The organism is Actinomyces polynesiensis (genome assembly GCF_000820725.1).
Classification (GTDB): domain Bacteria; phylum Actinomycetota; class Actinomycetes; order Actinomycetales; family Actinomycetaceae; genus Pauljensenia; species Pauljensenia polynesiensis.
Genome location: NZ_CCXH01000105.1, coordinates 1 through 26070, shown reverse-complemented (window position 1 = coordinate 26070; position 26070 = coordinate 1). Strand labels below are relative to the sequence as shown.

General features: G+C 73.0%; 26 protein-coding genes and 1 pseudogene. 11 read left to right on the top strand and 16 right to left on the bottom strand.

All coding sequences use genetic code 11. The annotated features are described in order from the left end of the window. Nucleotides 1-231: hypothetical protein (locus tag TA90_RS14955; RefSeq protein ID WP_407921581.1), on the top strand; the 231-nt coding region annotated here is incomplete at its 5' end. A gap of 139 nt (nt 232-370) precedes the next feature. Then, on the top strand, nt 371-1108 hold the full coding sequence (locus tag TA90_RS04760) for a glutamine amidotransferase-related protein (protein ID WP_043534861.1): 738 nt from the start codon (nt 371-373) through the stop codon (nt 1106-1108). Nucleotides 1109-1130: 22 nt separating this feature from the next. Here TA90_RS04760 and TA90_RS13115 read toward each other — a convergent pair whose 3' ends face one another. The 5 genes and pseudogenes from TA90_RS13115 to TA90_RS15490 form a co-directional block, all read right to left on the bottom strand. After that, complete coding sequence (locus tag TA90_RS13115; protein WP_052450517.1) at nt 1131-2060, bottom strand: variant leucine-rich repeat-containing protein; 930 nt, start codon at nt 2058-2060, stop codon at nt 1131-1133. Between the two features lie 169 nt (nt 2061-2229). Next, entirely contained in the window at nt 2230-2997 is a 768-nt protein-coding gene (locus TA90_RS04750) for an anaerobic ribonucleoside-triphosphate reductase activating protein (protein WP_052450516.1), read from the bottom strand. 24 nt (nt 2998-3021) lie between these two features. Next, nucleotides 3022-4878, bottom strand: coding sequence for a ribonucleoside triphosphate reductase (locus tag TA90_RS04745; RefSeq protein WP_043534860.1), 1857 nt, complete (start codon nt 4876-4878; stop codon nt 3022-3024). A 422-nt stretch (nt 4879-5300) separates the two neighbouring features. Then, a complete protein-coding gene (locus TA90_RS04740) occupies nt 5301-5687 on the bottom strand; it encodes a DUF2218 domain-containing protein (RefSeq protein ID WP_074015291.1) in 387 nt (128 codons plus the stop codon). A 122-nt stretch (nt 5688-5809) separates the two neighbouring features. Next, a pseudogene (locus TA90_RS15490) lies at nt 5810-7050 on the bottom strand (multidrug effflux MFS transporter). 118 nt (nt 7051-7168) lie between these two features. On the opposite strand from TA90_RS15490, the gene TA90_RS04730 reads away from it, so the two are divergent. Further along, nucleotides 7169-7678 carry a MarR family winged helix-turn-helix transcriptional regulator gene (locus TA90_RS04730; protein WP_052450513.1) on the top strand — a complete coding sequence of 170 codons (510 nt, stop codon included), beginning with the start codon at nt 7169-7171 and terminating at the stop codon, nt 7676-7678. Between the two features lie 36 nt (nt 7679-7714). Here TA90_RS04730 and TA90_RS04725 read toward each other — a convergent pair whose 3' ends face one another. Then, nucleotides 7715-8266 carry a hypothetical protein gene (locus tag TA90_RS04725; RefSeq protein ID WP_043534859.1) on the bottom strand — a complete coding sequence of 184 codons (552 nt, stop codon included), beginning with the start codon at nt 8264-8266 and terminating at the stop codon, nt 7715-7717. 535 nt (nt 8267-8801) lie between these two features. Then, nucleotides 8802-9803 carry a phosphatase PAP2 family protein gene (locus tag TA90_RS04720; protein ID WP_052450512.1) on the bottom strand — a complete coding sequence of 334 codons (1002 nt, stop codon included), beginning with the start codon at nt 9801-9803 and terminating at the stop codon, nt 8802-8804. Between the two features lie 344 nt (nt 9804-10147). On the opposite strand from TA90_RS04720, the gene TA90_RS04715 reads away from it, so the two are divergent. Genes TA90_RS04715 through TA90_RS04705 form a run of 3 tightly spaced genes read left to right on the top strand, consistent with a single transcriptional unit; the run spans nt 10148 to nt 13528 of the window. Continuing rightward, complete coding sequence (locus tag TA90_RS04715) at nt 10148-10546, top strand: YbjN domain-containing protein (protein ID WP_043534858.1); 399 nt, start codon at nt 10148-10150, stop codon at nt 10544-10546. A 2-nt stretch (nt 10547-10548) separates the two neighbouring features. Then, the gene (locus TA90_RS04710; RefSeq protein WP_043534857.1) at nt 10549-11037 is read left to right on the top strand and encodes a YbjN domain-containing protein; all 489 of its coding nucleotides are present in this window, start codon (nt 10549-10551) and stop codon (nt 11035-11037) included. A gap of 7 nt (nt 11038-11044) precedes the next feature. Beyond that, nucleotides 11045-13528, top strand: a complete 2484-nt coding sequence (locus tag TA90_RS04705; protein WP_052450511.1) for a DEAD/DEAH box helicase — start codon at nt 11045-11047, stop codon at nt 13526-13528. 256 nt (nt 13529-13784) lie between these two features. Here TA90_RS04705 and TA90_RS04700 read toward each other — a convergent pair whose 3' ends face one another. From TA90_RS04700 to TA90_RS04670, 7 genes are all read right to left on the bottom strand, one after another. Then, on the bottom strand, nt 13785-14144 hold the full coding sequence (locus tag TA90_RS04700) for an Rv3654c family TadE-like protein (protein ID WP_231550662.1): 360 nt from the start codon (nt 14142-14144) through the stop codon (nt 13785-13787). Further along, entirely contained in the window at nt 14141-14524 is a 384-nt protein-coding gene (locus TA90_RS04695; protein WP_082031454.1) for a TadE family type IV pilus minor pilin, read from the bottom strand. Before TA90_RS04695 ends, TA90_RS04700 begins: the two co-directional genes overlap by 4 nt. Nucleotides 14525-14540: 16 nt before the next feature. Then, the gene (locus TA90_RS04690; protein WP_043534855.1) at nt 14541-14729 is read right to left on the bottom strand and encodes a DUF4244 domain-containing protein; all 189 of its coding nucleotides are present in this window, start codon (nt 14727-14729) and stop codon (nt 14541-14543) included. A gap of 148 nt (nt 14730-14877) precedes the next feature. After that, on the bottom strand, nt 14878-16134 hold the full coding sequence (locus TA90_RS04685) for a type II secretion system F family protein (protein ID WP_052450510.1): 1257 nt from the start codon (nt 16132-16134) through the stop codon (nt 14878-14880). Continuing rightward, nucleotides 16131-17324 carry a TadA family conjugal transfer-associated ATPase gene (locus TA90_RS04680; protein WP_407921580.1) on the bottom strand — a complete coding sequence of 398 codons (1194 nt, stop codon included), beginning with the start codon at nt 17322-17324 and terminating at the stop codon, nt 16131-16133. Before TA90_RS04680 ends, TA90_RS04685 begins: the two co-directional genes overlap by 4 nt. Next, a complete protein-coding gene (locus tag TA90_RS04675) occupies nt 17321-17995 on the bottom strand; it encodes a hypothetical protein (protein ID WP_043534854.1) in 675 nt (224 codons plus the stop codon). Before TA90_RS04675 ends, TA90_RS04680 begins: the two co-directional genes overlap by 4 nt. After that, the gene (locus TA90_RS04670) at nt 17992-18534 is read right to left on the bottom strand and encodes a hypothetical protein (RefSeq protein WP_043534853.1); all 543 of its coding nucleotides are present in this window, start codon (nt 18532-18534) and stop codon (nt 17992-17994) included. The genes TA90_RS04675 and TA90_RS04670 overlap by 4 nt, the downstream gene beginning before the upstream one ends. Before the next feature lie 241 nt (nt 18535-18775). On the opposite strand from TA90_RS04670, the gene TA90_RS04665 reads away from it, so the two are divergent. Continuing rightward, on the top strand, nt 18776-19573 hold the full coding sequence (locus tag TA90_RS04665) for an HAD family hydrolase (protein WP_043534852.1): 798 nt from the start codon (nt 18776-18778) through the stop codon (nt 19571-19573). Between the two features lie 174 nt (nt 19574-19747). Here TA90_RS04665 and TA90_RS04660 read toward each other — a convergent pair whose 3' ends face one another. Next, the gene (locus TA90_RS04660; protein WP_156135660.1) at nt 19748-20584 is read right to left on the bottom strand and encodes a hypothetical protein; all 837 of its coding nucleotides are present in this window, start codon (nt 20582-20584) and stop codon (nt 19748-19750) included. Between the two features lie 102 nt (nt 20585-20686). Here TA90_RS04660 and TA90_RS04655 point away from each other — a divergent pair, with 102 nt between their 5' ends. The 3 genes from TA90_RS04655 (at nt 20687) to TA90_RS04645 (ending at nt 24590) form a co-directional block, all read left to right on the top strand. Then, nucleotides 20687-21739, top strand: a complete 1053-nt coding sequence (locus tag TA90_RS04655; RefSeq protein ID WP_052450509.1) for a hypothetical protein — start codon at nt 20687-20689, stop codon at nt 21737-21739. A 70-nt stretch (nt 21740-21809) separates the two neighbouring features. After that, on the top strand, nt 21810-23663 hold the full coding sequence (locus TA90_RS13100) for a hypothetical protein (protein WP_052450508.1): 1854 nt from the start codon (nt 21810-21812) through the stop codon (nt 23661-23663). A 3-nt stretch (nt 23664-23666) separates the two neighbouring features. Then, nucleotides 23667-24590, top strand: a complete 924-nt coding sequence (locus TA90_RS04645) for an alpha/beta fold hydrolase (RefSeq protein WP_043534851.1) — start codon at nt 23667-23669, stop codon at nt 24588-24590. 34 nt (nt 24591-24624) lie between these two features. Here TA90_RS04645 and nth read toward each other — a convergent pair whose 3' ends face one another. Further along, nucleotides 24625-25269 (bottom strand): endonuclease III, encoded by a 645-nt coding sequence (nth, locus tag TA90_RS04640; protein WP_043534850.1) that lies wholly within the window; start codon nt 25267-25269, stop codon nt 24625-24627. A gap of 145 nt (nt 25270-25414) precedes the next feature. Between nth and TA90_RS04635 the strand changes: the two genes are divergently transcribed. Continuing rightward, the coding region (locus TA90_RS04635; protein ID WP_043534849.1) for a Crp/Fnr family transcriptional regulator at nt 25415-26070 on the top strand (656 nt) is incomplete at its 3' end.

Below are 26070 nucleotides of genomic sequence, written 5' to 3'. Positions count from 1 at the left end.
TCCCCCCTGCCGCCCACCAACGGCGTGGCCACGACCGCGTTGTGGTTGACGCTCGTCGGCGTCTTCCTGCCCCCTGTCCTGCTGGTGTCCGCGGTCCTGGGCGGGATCGGCCTGGCACGCGCACCGCGCCTCCACCGTGCAGGCGCCCGGGCGGGCGGCGGCGCCCTCGCGGTGTCCCTGGTGCTCCTCCTGCTGTGGGGGCTGGCCTACCTGCTGCTGCAGACCTCCTGAACCGACCCCGCGCCCACGCCGGACCTTGGACCCACCCCGACACCACGTCACGTGCCCGGCGGAGCAGTGGGGTCCGCCGCGGCGGTCATCGGCTGGTCCCGCACAGACATCGGACCACCACTTTGCCTACAGTTGAAGCATGAAGCCCTACCTGCTCGTCTCCACCCGTCCAGAGGACGAGGCCATCGAGGCCGAACGCCGTTCCTTCCTCCGCGCCTCGGGGCTCGGGGAGGACCAGCTCCAGCAGGTGCGGCTCGACCTCCTGGGCCTGCCCGACATCGACGTGCAGGCCTTCTCCGGGATCATGGTGGCGGGCTCGCCCTACGGGACCACCACGCCCGACGAGCGGAAGTCGGCGACCCAGAAGCACACCGAACGGGAACTCGAGCACCTCTTCACCCAGATCAGCGAGGCCGGGACCCCCTGCCTGGCGACCGGCTACGGCATGGAGGTGGCAGCCTGGATGCGCGGCGCCCCGGTGACGACCCGCTGGGCGGAGCCCCCCTCGATGGTGGAGATCGTGCTGACGCAGGCCGGACGCGAGGACCCCCTGCTCAGGGACCTGGCTGCCACGGGCTTCACCACGTACGTGGGCCACCACGAGGCGGTCGAGGAGGCTCCCGAGGGGGCCGTCGTGCTCGCGCGCTCCCTGAGCTGTCCCATCCAGATGATGAGGCTCGCCCCCACCTTCTACGCCACCCAGTTCAACCCGGAACTCGACTCCGACGTCATCAGCCAGCGCCTGAGTGCCTACGAGGACGCCGGCTACGCCGGTGCCGACGACCTGGCCTCACTGGTCCTCATCGGCCGCAACGGACCCGGTCACCACCAGGCGGGCCGGATCATCGCGAACTTCGTCGCGATGTTCGCCGCCTGACCACTCCACCCGGCGGTTCCGTTCACCAGCGGAAGTCGTCGGGAGTGATCTCGCCGCTGTTGCCCGTCTGCCAGCCCTGGCGCGCCAGGGCGAAACTCTGTCCCGACACGGTGTTCCAGCAGCTCACGCCCTTCTCGTCCGAGAGACAGGCGGAGTTCCCGTTGACGGCGGTGGTGCCGTAGGGCAGCTGTGTGCCGGTGCCGGGCACCGTCGTGCCGCAGGAACGCTGTGAGGCGGTCCCGTCGGCGGTGAGGGCAAAGGTCTGGCCCTCGCAGTCCTCGAGTCCGTTCTGGGCATAGGCCTGTTCGACGATGGAGCAGGTCACGGAGTCGGGCTGGAGGTCACAGGCGATGTTCCCGGAGGGGGAGACCACGCTCGACGCGGCCACCGCGCCACTGGGCGCCGGGTACCGGACGTCGCCCGTGGCGGACTCGGAGGGCTGTGCGCTCTCGGTCGAGGTCGCGGTGGGGGTGGAGTCCGCATCGGAGGACTGACCGGACTCGGCCCCGCCCCCCGCGCCACGGAAGATGGCCCACACGATCCCGGCGAGGACGAGCACGGCGACCACGAGGACGACCAGGGTGACCTTCGCCCCCGTCGACATCCCCGTCCGGCGCGGACCACCACCGCTGGGGACCCCCTGGACCGGGGTCCCACCGAGGTCCGCCACCGTCGCGGCGGATGCGGCAGCCACCGGAGCGAATGTCGGTGGCCGACCCGCCCCGCTTCCGGGACGGGCCGGATCGGGCACCCTCGACGCGAGTGCGGCGTTGACCTTCGGGTCACCCAGGGCGGCCAACCAGTCCAGGAGACCCTGGTAGGCGGCGGGGTTCGCCGCCACCACGGGACGCAGTTCGGGGTAGTGGAAGGCGATCTGGCGCAGGGTCTCCGGGTCGGCTCCGGGATCGGCTGCGGTGCCGGCCATCCCGGTCGGAATGGGTCCCTCACCCATGTTCTGGTCCCCTCGGTCGTCCTGACGTACGTGCACACCCTACGCGGAGAGGCACCGCGAGGTCACGCCAAAGCCCGCAGATCCGCGCCGTTCAGGCCGTGGTGGGCCGGGGCGGACCGCCCCCGCCGGGGGCGGAGCCCCTCGTCCCCTGCACCTCCCGCGGTCTCCCTCAGGCGGGCCTGAAGGTGAACTCCTCGAAGCCCATGGCCCCGATGTCGCGGGCCATGGCCCGGACTTGGTCCTCCCAGCCGATGCCGTCGGCCCGAAACCCCTCGGGTGCCCCCTGGGCCCGGGCCTGCTGCAGGGCGATCCTGCGGATGCCCATGTCCCGCACCGCGAGCGCGATCCCCACGGCGTCCACGGGGCCCCCGGGGTAGACGGTCACCCGCACCTCGTGGTCGACCTCGGGATGGGCGGCGACCCGGCGCAGCGACTCCCAGGCCTTCCACCCGGCGCCCTGGCGACCCGCCACCTCCGCATAGTCCCCGGGCAGGGCCTTGACGTCGATGCCCACCCAGTCCACGAGGCCCGCGGCGAGGAGCTCCTCGAGACGGTGCGGGTAGGGGCCCGCGGTGTGCAGGCCCACGAGGTAGCCCAGGTCGTGCACGCGTTCCATGGCATCGCCCAGGGCCACCTGCCGGGTGGCCTCCCCACCGGAGAAGACCACCCCGTCGAGCAGCCCGTGGCGTCGCGCGAGGAGGTCCTCGACCTCCTCCCATCCCACCATCCCGGGGAGGCGGGGGTCGAGGATGGCGTGGTTGTGGCAGTAGGGGCACACCCACGGGCAGCCCTGCAGGAACAGCGTCGCCACGAGCTTCCCCGGCCAGTCGACCCCCGACATGGGCTGCATGCCGGCGATCTGGAGGTCCTCCGCCCGGACAGGGGGACGGTTGCGTGGACCGGGGGAGGACACGGGGGCGCCCTCGTCAGTGGTCATGGTCCGCACCCCCCATCCGGGCCCTCACTCCGCGACGGCGGGGAAGGCGCTGACGAGCTCGCCGTGGTCCCGGGCAGCGCGTTCGGTGAACATCAGGCGCTCCGCGTACTCGCCCTTCTTGCCGATGTTGAAGGACTGGACGGGACGGAAGTAGCCCATGACGCGCGTCCAGACCTCGCAGGGCTGCGGGTCGCGGTCGGGGTGGGCGGCGGCGCAGCGTTCGCACTCGAAGTGCTCACCCGCCAGGTAGCCGTGGACGGGGCAGATCGAGAAGGTCGGCGTGATCGTGATGTAGGGGACCTTGAAGGCGGTCAGGGAGCGGCGCACCATCTGCTTGCAGGCCTCCCCGGAGCTCATGCGCTCCCCCATGTAGAGGTGCAGCACGGTGCCGCCGGTGTACTTGCCCTGGAGGACCTCCTGGTCCTCGAGCGCCTGGAAGGGGTCATCCGTGGCCCCCACCGGCAGCTGGGAGGAGTTCGTGTAGTAGGGCTGCTCCTCGGTGCCGGCCTGGATGATCCCGGGGAAGCGCTTGCGGTCCTCCTTGGCGAAGCGGTAGGTGGTGCCCTCAGCGGGCGTGGCCTCCAGGTTGTACATGTGACCGGTGGACTCCTGGAGCTCGACCATGCGGTCGCGGACGTGGTCCAGGATCTGCTCGCACATGGCGAAGCCCTCGGGGTCGGTGAGGTCGTGGGCGTCGTCGGTGAAGTTGCGGACCATCTCGTTCATGCCGTTGACGCCGATGGTGGAGAAGTGGTTGTCCAGGGTGCCCAGGTAGCGCCGGGAGTAGGGGAACAGGCCGCGGTCCATGTGGTACTGGATGGTCTCGCGCTTGCGCTCCAGGGTCTGGGAGGCCAGGTCGATGAGGTGGTCCATGGCCGCCACGAGGCCCTCCCTGTCGCCCTTGTGGAGGTACCCCAGGCGCGCCATGTTCAGGGTGACCACCCCGATGGAGCCGGTCAGCTCCGCGGACCCGAAGAGGCCGTTGCCGCGCTTGAGCAGCTCGCGCAGGTCCAGCTGCAGGCGGCAGCACATGGAGCGGATCATGTGCGGGTCCAGGTCGGAGTTGATGAAGTTCTGGAAGTAGGGCAGGCCGTACTTCGCGGTCATGGCGAAGAGTCGGTTGGCGTTGTCGGTGTCCCAGTCGAAGTCCGGGGTGATGTTGTAGGTCGGGATGGGGAAGGTGAAGACGCGTCCGTCCGCGTCGCCCCCGCTCATCACCTCGATGAAGGCCCGGTTGACGAGGTCCATCTCCGGCTGGAGGTCGCCGTAGGCGAAGTCGCAGACCTCGTCCCCGATCAGGGGGTGCTCGTCGACGAGGTCGTCGGGGCAGGTCCAGTCGAAGGTGAGGTTCGTGAAGGGGCACTGCGAGCCCCAGCGGCTGGGGACGTTGAGGTTGTAGATCAGCTCCTGCATGCACTGGACGACCTGGTCGTAGGTCATGTCGTCCAGGCGCACGAAGGGCGCCATGTAGGTGTCGAAGGAGCTGAAGGCCTGGGCGCCGGCCCACTCGTTCTGCAGGGTGCCCAGGAAGTTGACGATCTGCCCGCACGCGGAGGAGAAGTGCTTCGGGGGGGCTGCCGCGATGGCTCCGGGGACCCCGTTGAAGCCCTCCTGGAGGAGGCGCTTGAGCGACCACCCGGCGCAGTACCCGGCGAACATGTCGAGGTCGTGGATGTGGATGTCGCCCGCGCGGTGGGCGGCGCCCGCGTCACGGCTGAAGACACGCTCGAGCCAGTAGTTGGCGACCATCTTGCCGGAGGTGTTGAGGATGAGCCCGCCCAGTGAGTAGCCCTGGTTGGCATTCGCGTTGACCCGCCAGTCGGAGCGGTCGAGGTACTCCTCGATCGTGCTGATGGCGTCGACGTCGTATCGCTGGCTCATGGGGCTCCTCCACCTCGGGTCGGTCCTTCGTGGTGTCCCCGGGGCGGTTCGGCGGAGGCCCTGGTCGGGCGGTGGACCGTGTTCGGGAACACGTCCGGGGTCACTACATCTAGTGCCCCCGGGCACGTCACAGCACTATATTTAGGTGCTGGAGGAGGGGTCGAGGCGCCAAGGGCGTGTCGTGCGCGCACGGTGTGGGGAAGTCCTCGCCAACCCCGTCGGAGGGGGTCGAAGGTCCCGGTCGGTCCCCTTCGGGGCCGACCCGGACCCCGGGAGCACGGACACCGGGTGCCGGGTCCTTGACAGGGGCGCGGTCGCCCCCCGGGGACCGGAACACCCCTCGGGACGGGCGCAGCCGGGGCGGGGTCGGCCCCATGGTCGGGCGGGGGTCGAACGCGGGCGGGATCGGCCCGGGGCGGTGGTCAGTCCCTGGGACCGGCCCCCGGGTCCTGCTCGCGATGGTGCCCGCGTCGGGCGTCGGGGTCGATGGGCCCCTGGGTGGTGCCCGCGCTGCCGTCCTCGCGTTGCCAGGACACGACGAGGGCGTCGCGCGCCCCGAAGCGGGCGAGGTGGATCCCGATGACCTCGTCGTACTGCTCCACGAGGTCGGGGGCGGTGACGAGCGAGATCTCGAGGGCACCGGGTCGGCTGGTGAGGTCGGCCCGGGCCTCCCCTCCGCCGAGGACGACGGCACCGGAGTCGGTGTCCCCGTCCCAGGTGGTCACCGACCTGCGGGCCATGTGCGAGGTCAGCTGCTTGCCGTAACGGGCGGGTCGCTCCGTGGCGACCACCGCCGTGCTGGTGGTCATGGTGTCCGTGTCCTTGTCTGTCGGGTGTGGGGCGCTGCGCCGCACCCCGCGGGAGCGGGTGGTGCGACCGACGCCGTTGGGTGGTGCGACCGGCACCGCCGGGGTCCCACGGAACGCGGTGGTCAGGCCCGCCGTGACCGGGAGGCGCCGAGGGCCCGGGCGCCGGCGGCGACCGGTGAGGTCGCGACCATGACCAGGGCGAGCGGTAGGGCGTCGTCGTGGGCGGTGAGGCCGAGGACCCACGACACGACGGCGGCGAGTCCGAACTGGGCCCCTCCGAGGATCGCACTGGCCCTCCCCGTCGAGGGTGGCACTGCTGCCAGGGCGATGCCCGTGGAGTTGCCGAGGACGAGGCCGAGGCTGCCCACTGCCACCACGAGGGGTGCCAGGAGCCAGCGGGGGTCCACGCCGACGGCGGCCACGACCGCGAAGGAGAGGGCGCCCAGGACCAACAGCGCGAGGCCGTGGTCCAGGACGTGGGAGGGCTCGACGACCCGGATGCGCCGCGTGGACAGGGCGCTCATCGCAGTGAGCACGAGGGCGTTGCCGCCGAAGAGGAGCCCGTACTGCAGCGCGCTCCACCCCATGACCTCCTGGTAGAGGAAGGAGGAGGCGGAGATGTAGGCCATCAGCGTCCCGAAGGCGAAGACGAAGCACACGGTGTGGGTGAGGAACTGGCGTGAGCGCATGCCGCCGCCTCGCTGACCGCAGGGCTCCTCCCGCCCCTTCCCGTCCGATGCTGCGGGGGCAGGGACTCCGGGACCTGGAACACCACTGCCACGAGGGTCGCCGCAGCCACGACCGCCACGGTGGCCAGGACGATCCGCCAGTTCGTCGCCGTGAGGACCAGGCTCCCGACGAAGGGGGCGATGACGGGGACCACGCCGTTGACCACCATCACCAGGGTGAAACCGCGTGCCGCCTCCCGTCCCCTGGCCCGGTCCGCCACGACCGCCCGACCGATGACCATTCCGGCCGCGCCCGTGACCCCCTGCAGGAGGCGGGTAGCGATCAGCACCCCGATGCTCGGTGACAGTGCCGCCACGGCGCTGGCCACGACCGCCAGCGCACTGCCCACCAGCAGGGGTCCGCGCCGACCGAAGCGGTCGGAGAGCGGTCCGAAGACGAACTGCCCCAGGCAGGCGCCCGCCAGGAAGGTCGTCATGGTCCACTGCACCTGCGAGGCACTGGCCTGGAGGTCAGCCATGATCTGGGGGAAGGCGGGAAGGTACAGGTCCATCGAGATCGGCGCGAAGGCCGAGAGCAGGGCGAGTGAGACCAGGAGACCGGAGGGCAGCCGACCGGACCTGGGGTCCGTCCCTGCGTCGGGCCCCGTGCGGAGACGGGTCGGTGCGGTGCTCATGTGTCTCCCGGCTGTCATCGGTGGGCGGACGCCCATTACTTATGAAAATATAAGCATATGGACCGCCCCCTCCACGGGGCGGGGCAACCGATGACACATCGGGGGACAGGAGCGGGACGTGGCCGACGACGGGGGCACGGGAGCGGTGGAGGCGTTCGCCACCGCCGTCCAGGGGCTGGTCGTGGGCCCGCGTCGGCGCGCCGTCCGCGGCGCCGGGGTGGATCCCCTCCCCCTGTCCGAGGTGGAGGTGCTCCTGCACCTCGTGGACCATCCGGGTTCCTCACCCGTGCAGGTCGCCCGACACCTCGGACTGCAGGTGAGCAATGTCAGCGTCACCGTGCGCAGGCTCGAGCGACGTGGACTCGTCCGACGTTCGACCGATCCCTCCGACGGCAGGCGTGTCGTGCTGTCCGTGACCCCTCGCGCCCTCGAGGAGAAGGCACGCATCGACCGGGTGTGGGTGGAGGACATCTCCCGCTTCCTCGACTCCCTGCCCGAGGCCGAGCGTCGTGCCGCCCTCGCCGCCGCGACCCCGCTCCAGCGGCTCGCCGCCCTGGGAAGCGCCCCCGGGGAGCCCGGCACGACGGACACCCACCCGGCGCACGAAGGAGGGCGCCGGGCCGGATGACCGGCCCGACGCCCCCCCGGGGACGTGCAGTGCGACTCAGATGAGCCAGCGGTTCTTCTGGACGATCTCCAGGGACTTCCACCAACGACCCAGGCCCCAGGTGTCACCGGCGTAGGTGAGGGCCACGAGGACGAGGGACAGTGCGTAGATGACGTGGTAGTCGATGAGAGGGTTCGTCGCGGCATCACCCTGGCCGGTGACGAGCGGGAACTCGGCGAGCCACATGAGCGCCATGATGATCGAACCCGCCCAGGCGGCGACCCGGGTGCCGATGCCGAGCATGACCGCCAGGCCGACACCGAGCATGCCGAGCATGAACAGGACGTCGGTGAGGGGTGAGGCGATGGAGCCGAAGAAGCCGGTCAGCGGCTTGCCCTCGGCGAGGTTCCCGAGGAAGCCCTGGGAGGGCTTGCCCCCGTGGATCCAGGCCTTCTCGGAGGCCGTGGAGTAGCCGAGGCCGAAGGTCTTGTCGAGGAAGGCCCACAGGAAGATGAATCCGGTGGTCAGACGCAGGGACGCGAGGACCTTGCGAACCGTGGGAGAGGTGACGACCTCTTCCTCGTAGGTCAGCGTGGTGGAAGAAGACATGGGGTGGACTCCTGAATGGTGACGGCTGGACCGTGACCAGGCCGAGATGTTGACAGTGGTGAGAATTCACCGCGCCACGGGGTGACGCGGATGTCCCGGACTCCTCCGCTTCGATTCGTGCTTCGGGACCCGTGCGATGGGAATCCTACCGTCACACCGAGGGTTGGCGGGAAAACTCGGGAGCGTGCGGCGACCTAGGTCCCGGTCGCTTCGGCAAGCCTTGCCTGTCAGAAACCTTCTGACCTGCATGAACAGGGCAATTGTGAGCGTTCGTGGCTACTGACCCCACGGTCAGTGGCCGGGGACGTGAACCACCCGCACACCCGGCGGAACCGCGGGGAGGCCCGCCTGGAACCGACACCGTGTCACCTTCCCACTGGCGGTTTCACCTGTGTTGGTGAGGAATGGGCGGTCACGCGTCGCGGAGGGGTGTCGGGGCGGTGGCGGGACCAAGGTCCCCTTGCTGGGCGGGGCCGGTACGAGCGGGTGCGTGAGCTGCGTCACTGCCCCGGGACCGCGGTGTCGGGTGGTGCGGTCAGGACCAGCTGAGTCGGTCGACCTCGTGGACGACGATGCCCACCACACCGGTGACCAGTGCCGCGCTGCACAGGGCGAGGAGCCTCTCGCGCCAGGGGTGGGCCGCGAGGTAGGACGCGAAGCCGTAGCCGGCTCCCCCGCTCACGCCCCGACCGACAAGATCCGTCCCGGCGATGCCGACCACGACACCCACCACCGCGAGGACCACCAGGGCCAGGGCGACGGCTCCCATGATCCTGCGTGCAGGGCTGCCGTGGCGCTCGCAGTGTTCCATCGGGCACAGTGCGAGTGCCCAGACCCCGGCGATGGCGACGGCCGTGACGACGTCGGCGGGTCGGTGCCAGGCGTCGACCATCACCGTGATCCCCATGAGGGAGGTCCAGGCCCATCCCAGCCACGCGGCCGCGGTCCGTGACCACTCGGGGGCGACCATGACCAGCGCCAGGGAGACGGAGGCGGCGAAGGTGACGTGCCCGGAGGGAAGGGAGTTGTCCAGCACGGTGACGACCCCGAGATCCGGGCGGTCGAGGGCGGCCTTGAGGAGCTGGGTCGTGGCGTTGGCGCCGACGACCACACCCAGGGCCCGGCCCGCCAGGGTCGGACGCCTGCGCACCACGGCGATCACCACGACCACGGCGGAGACGACGACGGACGCCTCCACCGAGACCAGTCCGGTGACCACGGTCCCGAGCCCTCCGAGGGCGCCGTTCCACGCGGTCAGTGACTCCATGAGAACGGTGTCCAGTGCCTGACCGGCGGGACTGTACAGGGCCGTCCAGGCGAGGGAGCCGGTGAGGAGGACCCCCAGGGCCGCCGCACAGACACGTCGCGCCAGGCGTGCGCGGTACCCGTCGGGCCGCTCCGCCCAGGAGGTGGGGGTGGCCGGGCGGGTCGTCGCGCGAGGTCGTGCCTCCGGGCTGCCGGACCCGGGAGCACCGGGGCCCGCGGCATCCCGCGGGGACCCTGCCGGTCCCTGCGCGCCCTCGGCCTCCTCCGCCATCTGTGCTCCCTTCCTCCCCCTGGTTCCCGGCCCACTGTAGCGGCGAGGTGTGCGCACCACCGGCAGGGACCCCCGGACCGCGGAACTCCCGCCGGCAGGTCCGGTCCCCCGCCACAGGGGCCGCACGCGGGGGTGGTCCCCGCCACCGCACCCGGCAATGCCCCCACCACCGCACCCGCGAACGCCCCGTCTGTGCGCCCGAGCGGCAGGGGTCGTCCCCCGCCGCGCCCGCGCCCCGCAGGCCGCGCTCGGATAGGGTGTGGGGCGTCCATCGAGGGACCATGCGAACGAGGGGGAACACCGTGTCAGGACCGACTCCGGTCAACACCGAGAGGATCCGGTCGATGCTGGCCGTCCGGGACGTGAGCTTCGGCGAGTACGCCGACTCCGAACTGGCCGTCCCCACCTCCAACGCCATCTTCTTCTGGAACACCTCCAACCCCCAGATCCTCCAGCTGAGGGCACAGTGGCGCGGCATCGCCCAGGACGACGCCGCCTTCACCGCCCTCGCGGAGGAGGTCTGCCAGTGCAACGCCCGGAGGACCGGGCCCAAGGCCTTCCTCGCGCCCTTCGAGGACGGGCGACGCTTCGGCCTCGTGGCGGAGTGCAACGTGGTGTCGATGTCGGGGCTCACCGAGGACCAGCTGACCAACTTCTGCGAGACCTCGATGGGGATGATCATGGGCTTCTTCCGTGACGTCGAGGAGACCCACCCCGACCTCGTCGACTGGGAGGAGGAGTGACGATGACCGCCACGCCCTTCGTGGTCCCCGACGACCCGTCGGTCCCCTTCCCCGTCCCCTTCGACCGTCTCCTCACCGTGGTCGACTCCATGGGGTACGAGGTCGACGTGCTCGTGGAGGGACGCGCGGCCGGAGCCGTCTTCGACGGTGTGCCCGTGCTCCTCAGCCTCGACGCCACCGGTCGCTTCGTGTCGGTGAGGGCCGTGTGGGACACGGGGAGGGATCCCTCCTCCTGCGCGCAGGCGATCTTCGCGGCGGCCGACGGGTGGAACAGGGAGAAGTACTTCCCGACCGTCTACTGGATCCCCTCCGACACCGGCACCCTGCAGGTGTGTGCGGACTTCATCGTCGACACGCGCGCGGGCCTGACCGACACCCAACTCGCCGAGAACCTCGGCGCGGGGATCTCCACGGGCATCAGCGCCATCGGGTACATGAAGGAGGCGGCCACCCACGCCCTGGGCTGGGGTGACCAGCCGGAGGACGACTGAGGCGGACATGCCCGGGCAGCTGGGTCCCGCAGGGGCGGCGGGCGGGGAGGGGAGGACCACCGACGCCTCCCCCGCCGACCTCGTCACACTCCTGGAGGACCTGGGTCGTCGCGACGAACGCCTCGTCCACATGCACGTGGTCCCCGCCCGCCGCGAGGTCCTCGCCGAGTGGCCGCAGTGGGTCGCACCCGAGGTGGTGGGCGCCTACCGCGCCCTGGGGATCACCCGGCCCTGGTCCCACCAACGCGAGGCACTGGACGCGATCCACGCGGGCCACGACACGGTCCTCGCCACGGGCACGGGTTCGGGGAAGTCCCTGGCCGCATGGGTCCCGATCCTCTCCGACCTGTCCGACTCCGCGCACTCCACGCGGATCTCACAGGTCCACCGCCGCCCGACCCTGCTCTACATGTCCCCCACCAAGGCCCTCGCCGCGGACCAGTTGGCAGCCCTGGAACGCGTGCTCGGAGCGGGTGGGCTGCGGGTCCGCGCCTCCACGGCCGACGGGGACACCCCGCGCGAGGCCAAGGAGTGGGCGAGGGGCAACGCCGACGTGCTCCTCACCAACCCTGACTTCCTCCACTACGTGATGCTCCCCGGCCACGAGCGCTGGACCCGGATGCTGGCGTCCCTGCGCTACGTCGTCATCGACGAGCTCCACCACTGGCGGGGCGTCACCGGCTCCCACATCGCGCTGGTCGTGCGCCGCCTGCTGCGCATCGCCCACCACCTCGGCGCCGACCCCGTCGTCGTCGTGCTCTCCGCCACGGTGCGGGACCCGGCCCTGGTCGGGGAACGGATGACGGGTCGCCCCGGCGTGGTGGCCATCGACCGGGACGGTGCACCCGCCGGCGCCCACCACCTGGCCCTGTGGCAGGGCGCGCTCATGCGTGACGGGTCGGAGGTGTCGATCGAGTCCTTCCTGGCGGCCGTCCAGGGGGAGGAACCCCTGGTGCTGGAGGCCCCGGTCCAACGCCTGAGCGCCCCCACGGAGGCGGCCAACCTGACGGCGGCGCTCATGGAGCACGGGGCCCGGGTGCTCACCTTCGTGCGTTCCCGTCACGGCGCGGAGACGGTGGCCGCCCAGGTCCGCGACCGTCTCTCCTCCCACGGCTCACCCCTGGCGGGGAGGGTGGCCGCCTACCGCGGGGGGTACCTGCCCGAGGAGCGACGCGCCCTGGAACGCGAGCTGCGCAGCGGCGGGCTGCGGGCCCTGGCCACGACCAGCGCCCTGGAGCTCGGCCTGGACGTCTCCGGCCTCGACGCGACCGTGACGGCAGGCTGGCCCGGCACGCGTGCCTCCCTGTGGCAGCAGGTGGGTCGCGCGGGGCGTGCGGGGGACGAGGGCGTCTCCGTGCTCATCGCCTCCGACAACCCCCTGGACAGCTACCTGGTCCACCACCCCGAGGCGATCCTCGCCGATGTGGAGGCCTCCGTCATCGATCCCTCGAACCCCTGGGTGCTGGCCCCCCACCTGTGTGCGGCCGCCGCGGAGCTCCCCCTCACCGAGGAGGACCTGGAGGTCTTCGGCCTGCCCGACACCACGATGTTCGACGAACTCGTCGAGCAGGGTAACCTCAGGCGCAGGGCGCGCGGTTGGTACTGGGACGTGTCCCGGGAGGGTCGCGCCGCGGACCTGACGGACCTGCGCGGCTCGGCGGGCGACGTCCAGATCGTGGAGTCCGGGACCGGCACCGTCATCGGCACCGTCGACAACTCCTCCGCGGACGCCCAGGTGTTCCCCGACGCGATCTACCTGCACCAGGGGCGCACCTACCACGTCCTCGAGCTGTCCCCCGTCATGCAGGCCTCGCGCCAGCGGGTGGCCGTGGTGGAGGAGGTGCGCACCCGGCTGCGGACGAGGGCGGCCCAGCACGTCTCGGTGGAGGTCGTCTCGGAGGAGCGGTCCTGGACGTGCCCCGACGGCTCGGTGTCCTGGCACTTCGGTGAGGTCGACGTGTCCACGCGGGTCACGGACTTCGACCTGCTGCGCCTGCCGGGTCTGGAGTTCATCCGCAACCAGGAACTGCACATGTCCACGCACACGCTGCCCACCCGCGCGGCCTGGTACACCCTCTCCCCGACGGGGGCCCGCACGGCGGGGATCCCCCAGGCCGACCTCCCCGGAGCCCTGCACGCCGCCGAGCACGCGGCGATCGCGCTGCTCCCCCTGCTCGCCAACTGCGACCGCTGGGACCTGGGTGGTCTCTCCACCGCCGACCACGAGGACACCCACGCCCCCACGGTCTTCGTCCACGACGCCTACCGGGGAGGGGCCGGGTACTCCGCCCACGGCTTCGCCCACGCCCGGGAGTGGATCTCCGCGACGCTGGAGGCGGTGGCCTCCTGCCCCTGCGAGGACGGGTGCCCCGCGTGCATCCAGTCCCCCAAGTGCGGCAACGGCAACGAGCCCCTGTCGAAGTCGGGGGCGATCGCGCTCCTGCGCCACCTCGTGGACAGGTGCCCGCCGGAAATCCCAGCGAACTCATAGGTTCGTCCAACGTTCCCCCAAGGGTGGCTGCCTACATTGGTGGTCATCGGGAACAGAGGTCCTGGGATCCACAAGGGATCCGGTGGACCGGAAAGGGACGCTCATCGGGAAGACTCGCACTGTGTTGATGGGATGCCTCAAGGGGTCGGTCTTCGGACCGGCCCCTTCTGGCGTGCGCTGACATGCGCTGACGGGTGGGACACCCCTCGGGGGTCGTGCGAGCGATGTCGGTCGCACGCTCCCCGGTCGTTCCCCCTCACTCCTGCGGCCCCGCCCGCGCGCGGGCACCCACGGCCACCGGGACGCCGAGCACCACCACCACGTCCCTGACCACCACCCGGGTGTCGCGCCCGCTGACACTGCACGACACCAGCTCCAGTCCGTTGACGTCGGCCACGGCGCCCGCCCGCTCACAGGGTGCCGCCCCGACCCCGGTCCACGCGGCCACCGCGGAGGAGTCCCCACCCGCCAGCGCGGCCAGGTCGGCGACTGCCCGCGCCCGCACCAGGTGGGCGTGCACCGATCCCGATGCGGCCAGCACGACGCCGAGCAGCAACGCCACCAGGACGATCCCCACCGCCGCGACGGTGCCCGAGCCCCGGTCCCGCCCACTCACGGGACCCACCCCTCGACCAGCGTCCTCGCCTCGCAGGTCACCTGCAGGCCCGCCCATCCCGCGGGTCCACCCACCACGGCGGTACCGCTCACCTCGACCCACCGCCCCTGCCTCGACACCGACACCGCTGCGCCGGACCCGGCGCCCCGGCCGAGGGATCGGGCGACGACGTCGCCCGGGTCCTCCCCTCCCACCGACGCCTCCCTGGCGGCCTCCCGCACGGCCTGGCAGAGGGAGGCCCGTGCACTCCCCGCCGCCACGACCCCCAGCACGAGCCCGAGGACGACGACCACGGCGAGGAGACCGAGTGCGAGCTCGACGGTGACCATGCCGGCGTCGGGAGCCGCACCGGGCCCCCGACGCCGACGCGGTCGCACCATCACCACCCCCTCCGTCTCACAGGGACAGCGCGGTCTCGATGATGCCGGTGAGCAGGCCCCGGACGGCACCCGACTTGAGGACCAGCAGGAGCAGGCCGGCGAAGCCAGCCGTCGCCACCGCCCCGATCGCGTACTCGACCGTGGTCGAGCCCTCCTCACCGTCCGACCCCGCCGACAGGGTGTCGGCCACCTCCCCCTCGTACATCCGCTTCTCCTCTCTCCGGTGCGTCCCGGTCGTTCCGGGACACCACCAGCCTCCGGTGGACTCCCCCGTCCGTCACCGGCTCGTCGCGCACCTGTGGAGGGATCCGTGCCGCGCCCAGCGGGTTGTGGACACGACGCCGGTTGCCACCTCAGGGGGACGGCACGGCCCCGGTCGACGCCAGGTGGACCAGGGTCGGCACGACACCGAGGGCGACGAATGCCGGGAGCAGGAGCGCCGCCACCGGGACCACGAGCCTGACGGCGAGTCTCTCGGCCTCCTGGCGGGCCCGGGCGAGGCGCCGCGCGCGCACGTGGGCGGACGCCCGCGTGAGCAGGGGGACCGGGGCGGTGCCATCGGTCCAGGCGGGCTCCAGTGCCCTGCCGAGGTCCTCCGTCCCCTCGGGGGTGGGTGTCCACGCCCTGCCCCAGGGCACCCCGAGGAGCAGTTCTCGTGCGGTGCGCCCCAGGGAGGGGATCCCCGCCGCGGCGGCCAGGGCCTCCAGGGTCGCCGGCACCGAGGCCCCGGACTCGAGGCCGGCGACCGCCAGGTCGCACAGGACGGCCGGGTCCACCCCCACCCCGACACCTCCCTCGGCGCGACGGGTGAGGATCCGGGAGACGACGTGTCCGCCGACCTGGCACCCCACCCCCAGGAGGAGACAGAGCGTCCCCACACCACCCCCCAGGAGGAACGCCAGGGGTTCCGCCCCCGCTGCCTCCCCCAGCCCGACCGCCAGCAGGGGGAGGGCCAGGAGGACCCGGGTGGAGGTCCTGGGACCACTCGCCGCGGTCCTGCGGGCCTCCTCGGCGCCCGCCGCGTCGTCGATCCCGTCGGCCACGAGGTCGAGGACCTCCGCGAGGGGCGCCCCGAGGTGGTGGGTGAAACGACAGGCCGCCTCCAGCGCCCGGGCCGCACTCCGACGGGCCCTCGCCGGTGCCCCTCCCGCACGCAGGACCTCGACGGGTCGTGGACGCCGCACCGCGGCGGGCCCGGGGTCCCGCACCGACCCGGCCCCGCAACCCGCCTGCACCCGGGGGAGGCAGTCCCGCCACGTGGGTCGTCGTGCCAGGCGCCGCACGCCCTCGGGGACACCCTCGCCGTCGATCCCCCCGAGGGGACCGAGCCCGGGGAACCTCCCCCACGCCTGCTCCCACGCCCGGGGGGTCGATGCACCGGCCCGCAGGCGCGCGGCCACCTCGGTGACGACCATCGAGAGGGGAACCCCTGCCCCCCGACCGTGGGGTGCGCCCGCCCCACCGGACGGCTCCCCCGCCACGGCACGACCACGGGGAGGAGGGGCGTCCCCACGCCAGTGGCGCACGGTGACGACCCACCGCCACCGCCCCAGCAGCGGGAGCACGCCCAGGAGCGCGGCGCACACACCGGCTGCGACCACCGCGGTCATGGTGCCTCCCCACCGAGGCGGGAACGCAGTTCCCCCCAGGCGGGCCCCCGCTCCACCCCGCCCGCGGCACCCACGTCGAGGGCGACCTCGCACACGAGGTCGTGTCCGCGTCGCCGGAGCACCCCCACCTGGCAGATTCGACGCCCGCGGGCGTCACGCCGCATCTGCACGACGGCGTCCAGTGCGGCCACGGCCTGGGCCGCCACGGCGGACTCCCCCATTCCCGCCAGCGCCCCGAGCGCAGCGAGGCGGGCGGGGACGTCCTGCGCGGTGTTCGCGTGGATCGTCGCCCAGCCGCCGTCGTGCCCGGTGTTGAGGGCGGTGAGGACGTCGCGGACCTCCGCCCCCCGGCACTCGCCCAGCACCAGGCGGTCGGGGCGCATCCGCATGGCCGCGCGGACGAGGTCGGCCAGGGTGACTCCCCCGACCCCCTGCACATTGGGACGCCGCTCCTGGAGGTGCACGACGTGGGGGTGGGAGGGACGCAGCTCGGTGACCTCCTCGATGCAGATGATCCGTTCCGTGGCGGGCACGAGTCCCAGGACGGTGCACAGGAGGGTCGTCTTGCCCGACCCCGTCGCGCCGCTGACCAGCGTGTTGGCCCGGGAGCTCACGAGGGCGGGCAGCAACCAGCCCAGCTCCTCCGGGACGGTGCCCGCCCCCAGCAGATCCTCCAGGGAGAAGGCGACCGCCCTCGAGGTCCGCAGGGAGATCACCGTGCCGTCACGTGAGAGCGGGGGCAGCACCGCGTGCAGGCGCACGCCCCCGGGGAGGGTCCCGTCGACCACCGGGCTCGCGTCGTCGAGGCGTCTGCCGCAGGCGGCGGCCATGTGGACGGCCAGTGCACGGACACCCGGTTCCCCACCCAGGTCGACCCCGGCCCCCTCGACGCCCTCCCCGCGGTCCACCCACACGCCCTGGGGTGTCACGAGCACGTCGGAGACGTCGCGGTGGGCGAGGAGGGGCGCGAGCTGGGGACCGACGCCCCTCACGAGGGCGGCGACCTCCTCCATCCCGTCCACCAGTTCGTGGATCCCGGCACCCGGGCGTGCATGCGCCCGCACCGCCCCCGCCACGTCCTGCCCCTCCGCGAGCGCACGGCGCAGCGCCCATCCGCGTCCGTCCCCCTCCACCTGCGCGGCCCCCGTGTCCACCTGGGTCGCGTGGCGGGGGTGCCACGGTGGGTTCACGACCCACCCCCTCCCACCGACGGCGCCGCGGCGAGGCGCCGCAGCCTGGACCAGAGCACCCCCAGCCGACGACGCGCACGGGGCCCGCGCATCCGTCCGTCGAGATGCCACGTCGTGACCGGACCCGCACGTCCCTCCCGTGGCAGGGCGCGGCCCAGCAGGGCCGACGGCAGTCGTCGGGTGTGGACGAGGACCACCGGGCACGAGGGCGACCACGTCGCCAGGGCACCCGCGAGCGCGGGGGCCGAGGCGTCGTCCCCGCGCCCCACCAGGCAGACCACGTCGACGCACCCCCTCCCGCCCGGTCCGGTGCCGGCCACCCCGGGGACCTCCCCGCGGTGCCCAGCCCCCGCACCGTGCCGCCCCGCTGCGCCCTGTCCCGGGCCCGCACCCTGCAGGGACGTCGCAGCGGACGGGGGCGTGGCCCCGGGCAGAGTCCTCGCGGTGGAACCCGTCAGCACGGCCGCGCGCCCGTCCCACCTGCCCATGTCCACCACCACGTCCCGGGAGTGGCGGAAGTGGTGGAGCAGCGGCGCGAGGCGGGGGTCCGAGAGGTCGGCCCCACCCCGGGGATCGGCGACCAGGGCCGGTCCGCACCCGAGGACCGGCAGCCGGGACAGCAGGTCCGGGTGCGGGCTCGGCTCCCCGGCGCGCAGGTCCGCCCACCTCACCCCCGGCAGCCCCTCCTCACCCGGTCCACCACCCCGGGTCCGGCGCCGGTGGCGTCCACCGCCACCGCTCCCGCGTGCCCGCAGAGCAGACGGACCAGCCCCGTCGTCCCCACCCCTCCCTGCCAGCCGGCCACCGCCACCACGAGGTGGCGCGGTGGGTCCACCGTCTCCCCCGGCGCTGCGACCCCCGGGAGGACCCCGGCCGAGGTCCCCCGCCCCGGCACGACCGGGGAGTGGCGCCCGAGCGAGGCCGCACGCACGAGGTCCGCCAGGAGTCCCTCGTCCCCCGGCAGGCGCAGGATCCCCCCGTCCCCCACGACGACCACGGGTGCAGCTGCACCCGCGTGCGCGTTCGTGTCCCGACGACCGGACACGACCCCGGGGCCAGGGGCGAGCACCAGGTCCACGTCCGCCGCCGGGGGCACCCCGCCGCCGTCCCGCACCTGCGGTGACCCCGGGACCAGTGCCTCACCCCCGACCAGTCGCACGACTGCGGCAGCCGCCCTCGTCCCCTCCTCGTCGAGACCACGGATGAGCACCCGGGGAGGTCGCGGCGCACCCGGGGAGCCGCCCGCCACTCCGCGGGGGCGCACCCACCGGCGTCCCTCCCGTGCCCTGTGCTCCATGGGCCAGCACACACGGGAGCCCCCGACGCGGCCACCCCCGCGAGCGCCACCTGTGGAACACTGGGACCCGACCCGCCCTGTGGACGGACACGGGACGGCATGCGCCCCCACGACGGCGGCGCGGGTCCGGCAGCACGCAGCGGCAAGGGGGGCCATGGACACCGAACGCACCTCCCCACCGGTCGCCGCCTTCTTCGACCTCGACAAGACCGTGCTGGCGACCTCCTCCTCCGTGGCCCTGCGCGACCCCCTGGTCCGGGCGGGCCTGATCACGCGCCGTGGTGCGGCGATCGGGACGCTCATCCACCTGCCCTACCTGCTGCGCGGGGCCGACGAGCACCTCATGGAACGCATGCGCGACTCCCTGGGTGACCTCGCCCGCGGTTGGGACGCCACCGTCCTGGAATCGACGGTGGCCGAGGCCCTCACCCGTTCGGTCGACCCGGTCTGCTACACCGAGGCACTGGACCTCATCGCCCTCCACCGCGCCGCCGGCCACCGGGTCGTCATCGCCTCGGCCTCCGTGGAGCAGATGGTGCGCCCCATCGCCGCGATGCTCGGGGCCGAGTACGCGATCGGCACGGTGGCGGAGGTCGACGCGGACAACACCTTCACCGGACGGATCCTGCGTTTCGACCAGGGGGAGGAGAAGGCCCGTGCCTGCGCCGAACTGGCCGGACGCGAGGGCTGGGACCTGGCCGACTGCTTCGCCTACTCCGACTCGGCCACCGACCTGCCCCTCCTGCGCTCCGTGGGCCACCCGGTCGCGGTGAACCCCGACCGCCGCCTGCGGGAGGTGGCCCGCGACAACGACTGGCAGGTCCTCTCCTTCACGCACACGGTGCGGGTGCGGACCTCCCCCGCACGCGTGGCCCTGCCCCTCGCGATCGGGGTCCTCACCGCCACGACCGTCGGCTACGCCCTGGTGCGTGCCCGGCGCGTGCTCGCCTGACCCCTCCCGCCACGAGGGCGTCGCCGGCACCGTCCCCCCGGCACGTGTCCTCCCGGGTGTGGTGGATCGGGTGGAGTGACTCGGGGTCGGTGGCTCGGGGTCGGTGGCTCGGGGGCGACCCCACCACCTGCCGCTGGTCCACCACCCGGTGGTCAGCGGGTGGCGGAGCGCCGGTCAGCCCAGGCGACCGGCCTGGACCCGCAACGCGACGTCCATCCCCTCCTCGGCACCTGCGCGGACCCCGCGCGCCCACCGCACGAGCCACCCCACGGCGCCCTCGTCGCCACCCTCGACCCAGCCGCCCAGGGCCTGACCCGCGCCCTTCGGGTCCTCGCAGTCCATCAGCGACACCACCGCCACGCCGGTCGGGTCCACCCCCCGCTCCACCAGCACCCAGCGGGCCAGTGCCGCCCCCACTGCCAGGGATCCGGGCGTGAACACGTCCGAGGCCCGGCACAGGGCGACGATCCCCGCCGAGGCCGCCAACGCCGGCAGGTCACCCGAGGCCAGGGTGAGGACCCCGGCCAACGACGCGGGATCCACCGGGATCGCGACCCGGTCCTGTGCGAGGGCCCCACCCGCCACCAGGCCCGAGCAGGTGTCGCGGTGGATGCGCGCGAGGAGGGCGGGCAGGGGTCGGGCCACCCGTCGCTGCGGGGTGCGCGTGTTGAGGGGCGCGAACCCACCGACCAGGTTCCACTGCGCCCTCCAGATCCCCAGGGCCAGTGCCGTACCGGGATCCGGTTCCGACAGGGTTCCGGAGGCATCCTCGAGGGTGGCCAGGCGCAGGTCGTCGACCGTGGTGCGGACCCCTTCCAGGCGGGCGACCGCACAGGCCTCACGCACCGCCGCCTCGGCGCGCGCCTCCTGCCATCCCCTCCGGAGCCCCTCGTGGAAGCGCAGGCGGGTCAGCGCCTCCTCCGCACGGCGGACCTCCTCACGCACACGCGGGTCGTCCCACGCGCGTGCCAGTCGGGCCGGGGGACTGTCGTCGGGTGTGGGATCGGGCACCCGGCCAGCCTAGCGGGGTGCGAGGGACGGATCCGGGCATCCCCCTTGGGCGCCGACCGGCCCGTCCGGCGTGCCCGGGGACGGGGGAGGGATACTGGGGGCATGGACACCGCGGGGATGACGACCGGGGCGCCCCGCAGGCCGGGCCCGGGGAGCGGCCCGACCACGTCCGTGCCACGCACGGGGGAGGTGGTGAGCGCGCCGGGCCCCCACCCGGCACCTGCCGCGGCCACCGGGACCGACCGCGCCCACCACCTGCGGTGCGCGCTCTTCGCACTGGTCTTCGCCCCCATCGCCCTGGTCGTCATGGGCATGGCGGTCACCGACCTGCAGGCCGCCGCCGCCGTCGGACAGCCCCTGTCCTCCTCCGAGGGCATGGTGGGGGCACTCGTGGCAGCCCTGCTCCTGGTCCTCATCAGCGTCAACAGTGAGGACTCCCCGGCCGGCGCGGTCGTCACCGCCGCCGTGTCGGTGCTGGTCGGCGCGATGCAGATGCTCGGTGCCTTCCACTTCCTCTCCTTCCGCGCCTCCGACGTCTCGGGTGCCGACATGGTGGTCGCCCTGTCATGGGGCCTGTACCCGGTGTCGGTGGCGGCGATCTGTGCCGGCTCGGCGGCAGCGGTGCTGCTGCGCCGCCGCTCCGGGGACGCCCGCAGGCCCACGCCCCGACGCCTGTTCAAGTCCCACACCCGGGAGCGCACTGCGGTCGCCTCGAGCTCGATGCTCCTCACGGGTGCGGCCGTGCTCTGCCTGCTGGTGGCCGCCCCGAGGGACACCACGGAGGTCGCCGCACGGGGACTGCCGGGAATCCTGGACCTGTACACGCCGCACGTCCTGCCCGGTCTCCTGGCCGCACTGCTCCTGGGGATCGTCGCGCTCGGGGCGCGGTGGTCCGTGATGGGCACCCAGGTGCCCGCCTGGCTGCTGATGGTCCTCCCCGGCTTCTTCGGATTCCCCGTGTGGGCGACGCTGACCGGGATCGTCATCACGCCGGGGCCGTCACGGACCACTGCCTTCGGCCTGACGGCACCGGTCGTCTCGGCACTCGGCCTGGTGCTGGTGGCGACCTCCTTGGGCGTCCACTTCAGCCGACGTGCGGCGTCCGCCCCCGTCGGCGACCCCGACGGCACCGAGGAGCCCTCCCCCGGGATGTGACGGCCAGCCGCCCGCCTTCAGGGCGCTGGACTCGCCCGGGCGCTATGTTGGGCGGGAAAGAGGAGGACCCATGACCGACCAGGACCCTGACGCCCGCCACCTGGACCCGGAGGCAGCTCCGCCGAGCGATGCCGACCTGGTCCTCGACGCCCAGCCGGTCTTCGAGCCCGACGCAACCGCCGTGGCCGACCCGGGACCGACCACTCCCGCCACCGACCCCGACGACGAGGGCGGCACCGGCACGGTGGATTCCCCCGCCCCGGAGGAGGCCCCCGTGGAGGAGCACCACCCCGCATCCCCGGACGAGGACACGCCACCCGACCCGTCGGTGACCGCCCCTTCGGTCGTGCTCCCGGAAACGGTCGGGACGACCCCGCACGCCGGGACCACGCAGGTCGACGGGCCCGCGCGGCCCACCGAGCCGACGCAGCCCGAGGGGGCGGCCCGGTCCGGGGAGCCCGCACGGTCGGAGGACTCCACACTCCCTGACGCACCGGCGGAACCCGTCGTCCTCCCGACCACCCTCGAGCCGGCAGCACCGGTCGAGGTCGCCGAGACGGTCGAGGTCATCGCCCCGGTGGAGACATCCGGCGTGGCCGCCCCGGCATCCTCCCCGCACGTCGCCGAGGAGTCGGCGGGGCCCGAGACCGAGACCGAGACCGCGCCCAGCGAACCCGAACCGGAGCCGACAGAACCCGAGCTCACCGCGCCGGTGGCCCACGAGCCGCCCACCCACGGGTCGACCGTTCACCCGACCGGGGCGGCTGCATCCGACCCCCACGTCCCGTCCCACGCAGCCTCCCACTCCGAGGAGGCCCCCACCGCCCTGGCTCCCGCAGCACCGGCCACGCCCGGGGAGCCGTCGACAGGGGCTCCCTCGTGGTTGGCCACCGCTCCGGCACCCACCGGTGCCCCGCAGAGCTCCCCGCAGGCCACCGAGGAGGAGACCACCACCTCGAGCCACCACATCCCGGTCGTGCCGATCCCGGACCCTGACGTGGAGACGGTCGCGCCCTCGTCGACGACCGGCGAGGACACCTCCACCGACCTCCCCCCCGACGTCCTCGGCAACCGCTCCACGCACCACCAGGCCGCGACCGGGACGCCCGACGCCGTGGAGGACACCGCGCCACGGCGCACCAGCATCATGCCCGCCGCCGCCCCCGCCGACCCGGAGGACGAGCTCGACCAGACCCAGGTCCACCGCCGGTCCTTCGTCGCCCCGCCGCAGGAGCCGAGCGAGGAGGGGGGCGAGGCCCAGTGGCGTCCGCGTTCCGACGCCGATGCCGAGGGTGAGCGGCCCTCCGCCACGCCGAAGTCCCTGGACGACGCGCTCTTCGAGGGTGCGACTGTGGTCCCGGAGGTCCCTTCACGGGCCGCAGCCCATGTCTGGTCACTCCTCCTGAGCATCGTGCTGGTCCCCCTCGGCTGGTACCTCCTCGCCGATGCCGGGGCGCGCATGACCCTGGCCACCGACAACCCGATGTCCACCGGCGTCCTCAACCCGGCAGCCCTCCTCGAGCTCCTCGGCGGGTTGCTCGTCGTCTGGCTCGTGGTGCTCCTCGCGCGCCACTCCTCCCTCGGGGCCCACGTGGTCGGCATCGTCGTCACCGTGGTCGGGATCCCCTGGGTCGTGGCACCCGGGGTCACCGCGCGCGCCGTCCTGCCCGCGCTGGACTGGCTGGACCAGTGGAACTCCTTCGGGGCGAACCTGGCCCACCACCTCCAGGCCAGCGGCTACTCCGGGCGGCTCCTGCTGCTCGGCGTGGTGCTGCTGCTCATCGGGTGGACCTCCCACCGGGTGCGCCGCTCCGGCCGCGAGGAGGAGGCCCTGCGCGCCGAGGTCGCCCGTGTCAATCCGCAGGGCGCCCACCTGACGTGGCGAGAGCGGCGCAGGGCGGCCCGGGCCGCAGGAGAGCGCTGAGCGGTGACCCACCGTCCTCCCGTCCCACGGTCCCTCCTCGAGCCCAAGGGCCCGTGGACGCACCGGCGTGTCAGCGCGGCCGGCGCGTCCTTCCACGTCGCCGACGCGGGGCCGGACGATGCGGAGCACACCGTCGTCCTCCTCCACGACTTCCCGTTCTTCTGGTGGTCGTGGCGTGAGGTGATCCCACAGCTCGCGGCGGCAGGTCACCGCGTCCTCGCCCTCGACCTTCGTGGGTTCGGCACCTCGGACCTCCAGCGCGACGACCCGGACCTCACCCAGCTCGCCCGGGACGTCACCGCGGTGGTCTCGGCGATGGGCATCGCCCAGTTCTCCGTCGTGGGCAGCGGGCTCGGTGGGTGCGTGGCCTGGATGATCGGCGCCCAGGACCCGGTCTCCCTGCGGTCGGTGACCACGGTGGCGGCCCCCCACCCCCTGGGCCGCCCGTCGCGCAGCGTGAAGTCGCTGTTCTCCGCCGCCGGGCTGCTCGACGTCCGTCTGGAGGTGCCGCTGCGGCGCATCCGGCTGCTGGAGAACGGTCGGCTGGTGGACGGGATCATCCGCAACTGGGCGGCTCCTGCGAACCGCTCACGTCTGCTCGCCCAGGCCGGGCCCTACCGTGCGGCGCTGACAAGGCCCTTCGCGGCCTCCGCCGCGATCGACTCCGCTGCGGCCGCCCGCCACCTGTCCCTGGCCGCCCGCCGGGAACTGGCCCACCCCGTGGTCGTCCCGGTCCTGTCCGTGCGGGGTGCGCTCGACTCCTCCCTCCACCCGACGGACTTCCACGGGGATCCGCGCCGGGTGAAGGGCCGCTTCTCGGCCCGTTCACTGTCGGGGTGCGGCCACTTCCCCGCAGAGGAGTCCCCCCACGAGCTGGTGGCCGCCCTGCTGCGCCACCTGGAGGGAGTGCCCCCGCGGGAGCACTGAGGCAACAGGGATCCGTCCCCGCGGGCGTGCCCGCTCAGGCGAAGGTGCCCGCCGAGGGGCACAGGTCCGCCAGGACGCAGTCCCCGCACCGCGGGTCCCGCGAGTGGCACACCGCCCTGCCGTGCCAGATCATCTCGTGGGAGAGCTGGGTCCAGTCGACCCCGGGCAGCAGGGCGCACACGTCACGCTCCACCCGCGCCGGGTCCTTCGAGTCGGTCCACGCCAGCCGGCGCGACAGGCGCCCGACGTGGGTGTCGACGGTGAGGGCGGGGACACCGAAGCAGTTCCCCCGCACGACGTTGGCGGTCTTGCGCCCCACGCCCGGCAGGGACTCCAGGGACCGCGCGTCCCCGGGGACCGCCCCACCGAAGTGGGCCACCAGGGCCCGGGCGAGGGCGACCACCTGCCCGGCTCGCCGGTGCTGGAACCCCAGGGGCCGGACCACCGCCTCCACCGCAGCCACGTCCGCGCCCGCCAGGGACGGGGCGTCCGGCCAGCGACGGAACAGTTCCGGCGTGACGGTGTTGACGCGCGCGTCGGTGGTCTGGGCAGAGAGGACCGTGGCCACCAGCAGCTCGAAGGGGGAGGTGTGGTCGAGGCTCGTGTGGGCGTCCGGATAGGTCGCGTCCAGTCGGCGCACCACGTCGAGTGCTCGTGAGTGCGCTGGTGAGGGGTCCACGCAGGCATAATAGGGGTGATGGGGTGTGGCTCCGTCCTCCCGTTGGGTGGTGGTGGAGGTCACACCTGCGACACAATGGGCGACATCCGGTCGGGAACCGACCCCCCGGACCCGGACCTGACACAGAAACGGAGTTTGGAGAGACATGTTCCCTGACGGCAACATCATCGGCCAGGTACCACTCTTCGACGGACTGGACGAGGACCAGCAGGCCTCCCTCCAGTCGAAGATGGGACGCACGACGTTGCGGCGTGGGGAGACCCTCTTCGACGAGGGCGACCTCGGCGACCGCCTGTACATCATCACCGAGGGCAAGGTGAAGCTGGGTCACACCTCCAACGACGGGCGCGAGTCGCTGCTCGCCGTCCTCGGTCCCGGGGAGATCATCGGTGAGCTCACCCTCTTCGACCCGGGCCCGCGCTCGACCACCGCCACCGCGGTGTCCCCCGCCACGCTCCTCTACCTGGACCACCAGGACCTCATGGGGATCCTCGACGCGAACCCGACGCTGGCCAAGCACATGCTGCGTGCCCTGGCCCAGCGTCTGCGCCGGACCAATGAGTCCCTGTCGGACCTGGTCTTCTCCGATGTACCCGGACGCGTCGCCAAGGCCCTGCTGGACCTGGCCGACCGCTTCGGCTCCCCCACCGACGAGGGCGTCCACGTCCCCCACGACCTCACCCAGGAGGAACTCGCCCAGCTGGTGGGCGCCTCCCGCGAGACGGTCAACAAGTCCCTCGCGGACTTCGTCTCCCGTGGGTGGATCCGCCTAGAGGGTCGGGCCGTCACGCTGCTGGACGT

What these genes read in the sequence shown, in the direction of transcription:
- TA90_RS04760 (WP_043534861.1), top strand. Translation starts at nt 371, where the DNA reads ATGAAGCCCTACCTGCTCGTCTCCACCCGTCCAGAGGACGAGGCCATC.
- TA90_RS13115 (WP_052450517.1), bottom strand. Translation starts at nt 2,060, where the DNA reads ATGGGTGAGGGACCCATTCCGACCGGGATGGCCGGCACCGCAGCCGAT.
- TA90_RS04750 (WP_052450516.1), bottom strand. Translation starts at nt 2,997, where the DNA reads ATGACCACTGACGAGGGCGCCCCCGTGTCCTCCCCCGGTCCACGCAAC.
- TA90_RS04745 (WP_043534860.1), bottom strand. Translation starts at nt 4,878, where the DNA reads ATGAGCCAGCGATACGACGTCGACGCCATCAGCACGATCGAGGAGTAC.
- TA90_RS04740 (WP_074015291.1), bottom strand. Translation starts at nt 5,687, where the DNA reads ATGACCACCAGCACGGCGGTGGTCGCCACGGAGCGACCCGCCCGTTAC.
- TA90_RS04725 (WP_043534859.1), bottom strand. Translation starts at nt 8,266, where the DNA reads ATGTCTTCTTCCACCACGCTGACCTACGAGGAAGAGGTCGTCACCTCT.
- TA90_RS04720 (WP_052450512.1), bottom strand. Translation starts at nt 9,803, where the DNA reads ATGGCGGAGGAGGCCGAGGGCGCGCAGGGACCGGCAGGGTCCCCGCGG.
- TA90_RS04715 (WP_043534858.1), top strand. Translation starts at nt 10,148, where the DNA reads ATGCTGGCCGTCCGGGACGTGAGCTTCGGCGAGTACGCCGACTCCGAA.
- TA90_RS04710 (WP_043534857.1), top strand. Translation starts at nt 10,549, where the DNA reads ATGACCGCCACGCCCTTCGTGGTCCCCGACGACCCGTCGGTCCCCTTC.
- TA90_RS04705 (WP_052450511.1), top strand. Translation starts at nt 11,045, where the DNA reads ATGCCCGGGCAGCTGGGTCCCGCAGGGGCGGCGGGCGGGGAGGGGAGG.
- TA90_RS04695 (WP_082031454.1), bottom strand. Translation starts at nt 14,524, where the DNA reads ATGGTGCGACCGCGTCGGCGTCGGGGGCCCGGTGCGGCTCCCGACGCC.
- TA90_RS04690 (WP_043534855.1), bottom strand. Translation starts at nt 14,729, where the DNA reads ATGTACGAGGGGGAGGTGGCCGACACCCTGTCGGCGGGGTCGGACGGT.
- TA90_RS04685 (WP_052450510.1), bottom strand. Translation starts at nt 16,134, where the DNA reads ATGACCGCGGTGGTCGCAGCCGGTGTGTGCGCCGCGCTCCTGGGCGTG.
- TA90_RS04665 (WP_043534852.1), top strand. Translation starts at nt 18,776, where the DNA reads ATGGACACCGAACGCACCTCCCCACCGGTCGCCGCCTTCTTCGACCTC.
- TA90_RS04655 (WP_052450509.1), top strand. Translation starts at nt 20,687, where the DNA reads ATGGACACCGCGGGGATGACGACCGGGGCGCCCCGCAGGCCGGGCCCG.
- TA90_RS13100 (WP_052450508.1), top strand. Translation starts at nt 21,810, where the DNA reads ATGACCGACCAGGACCCTGACGCCCGCCACCTGGACCCGGAGGCAGCT.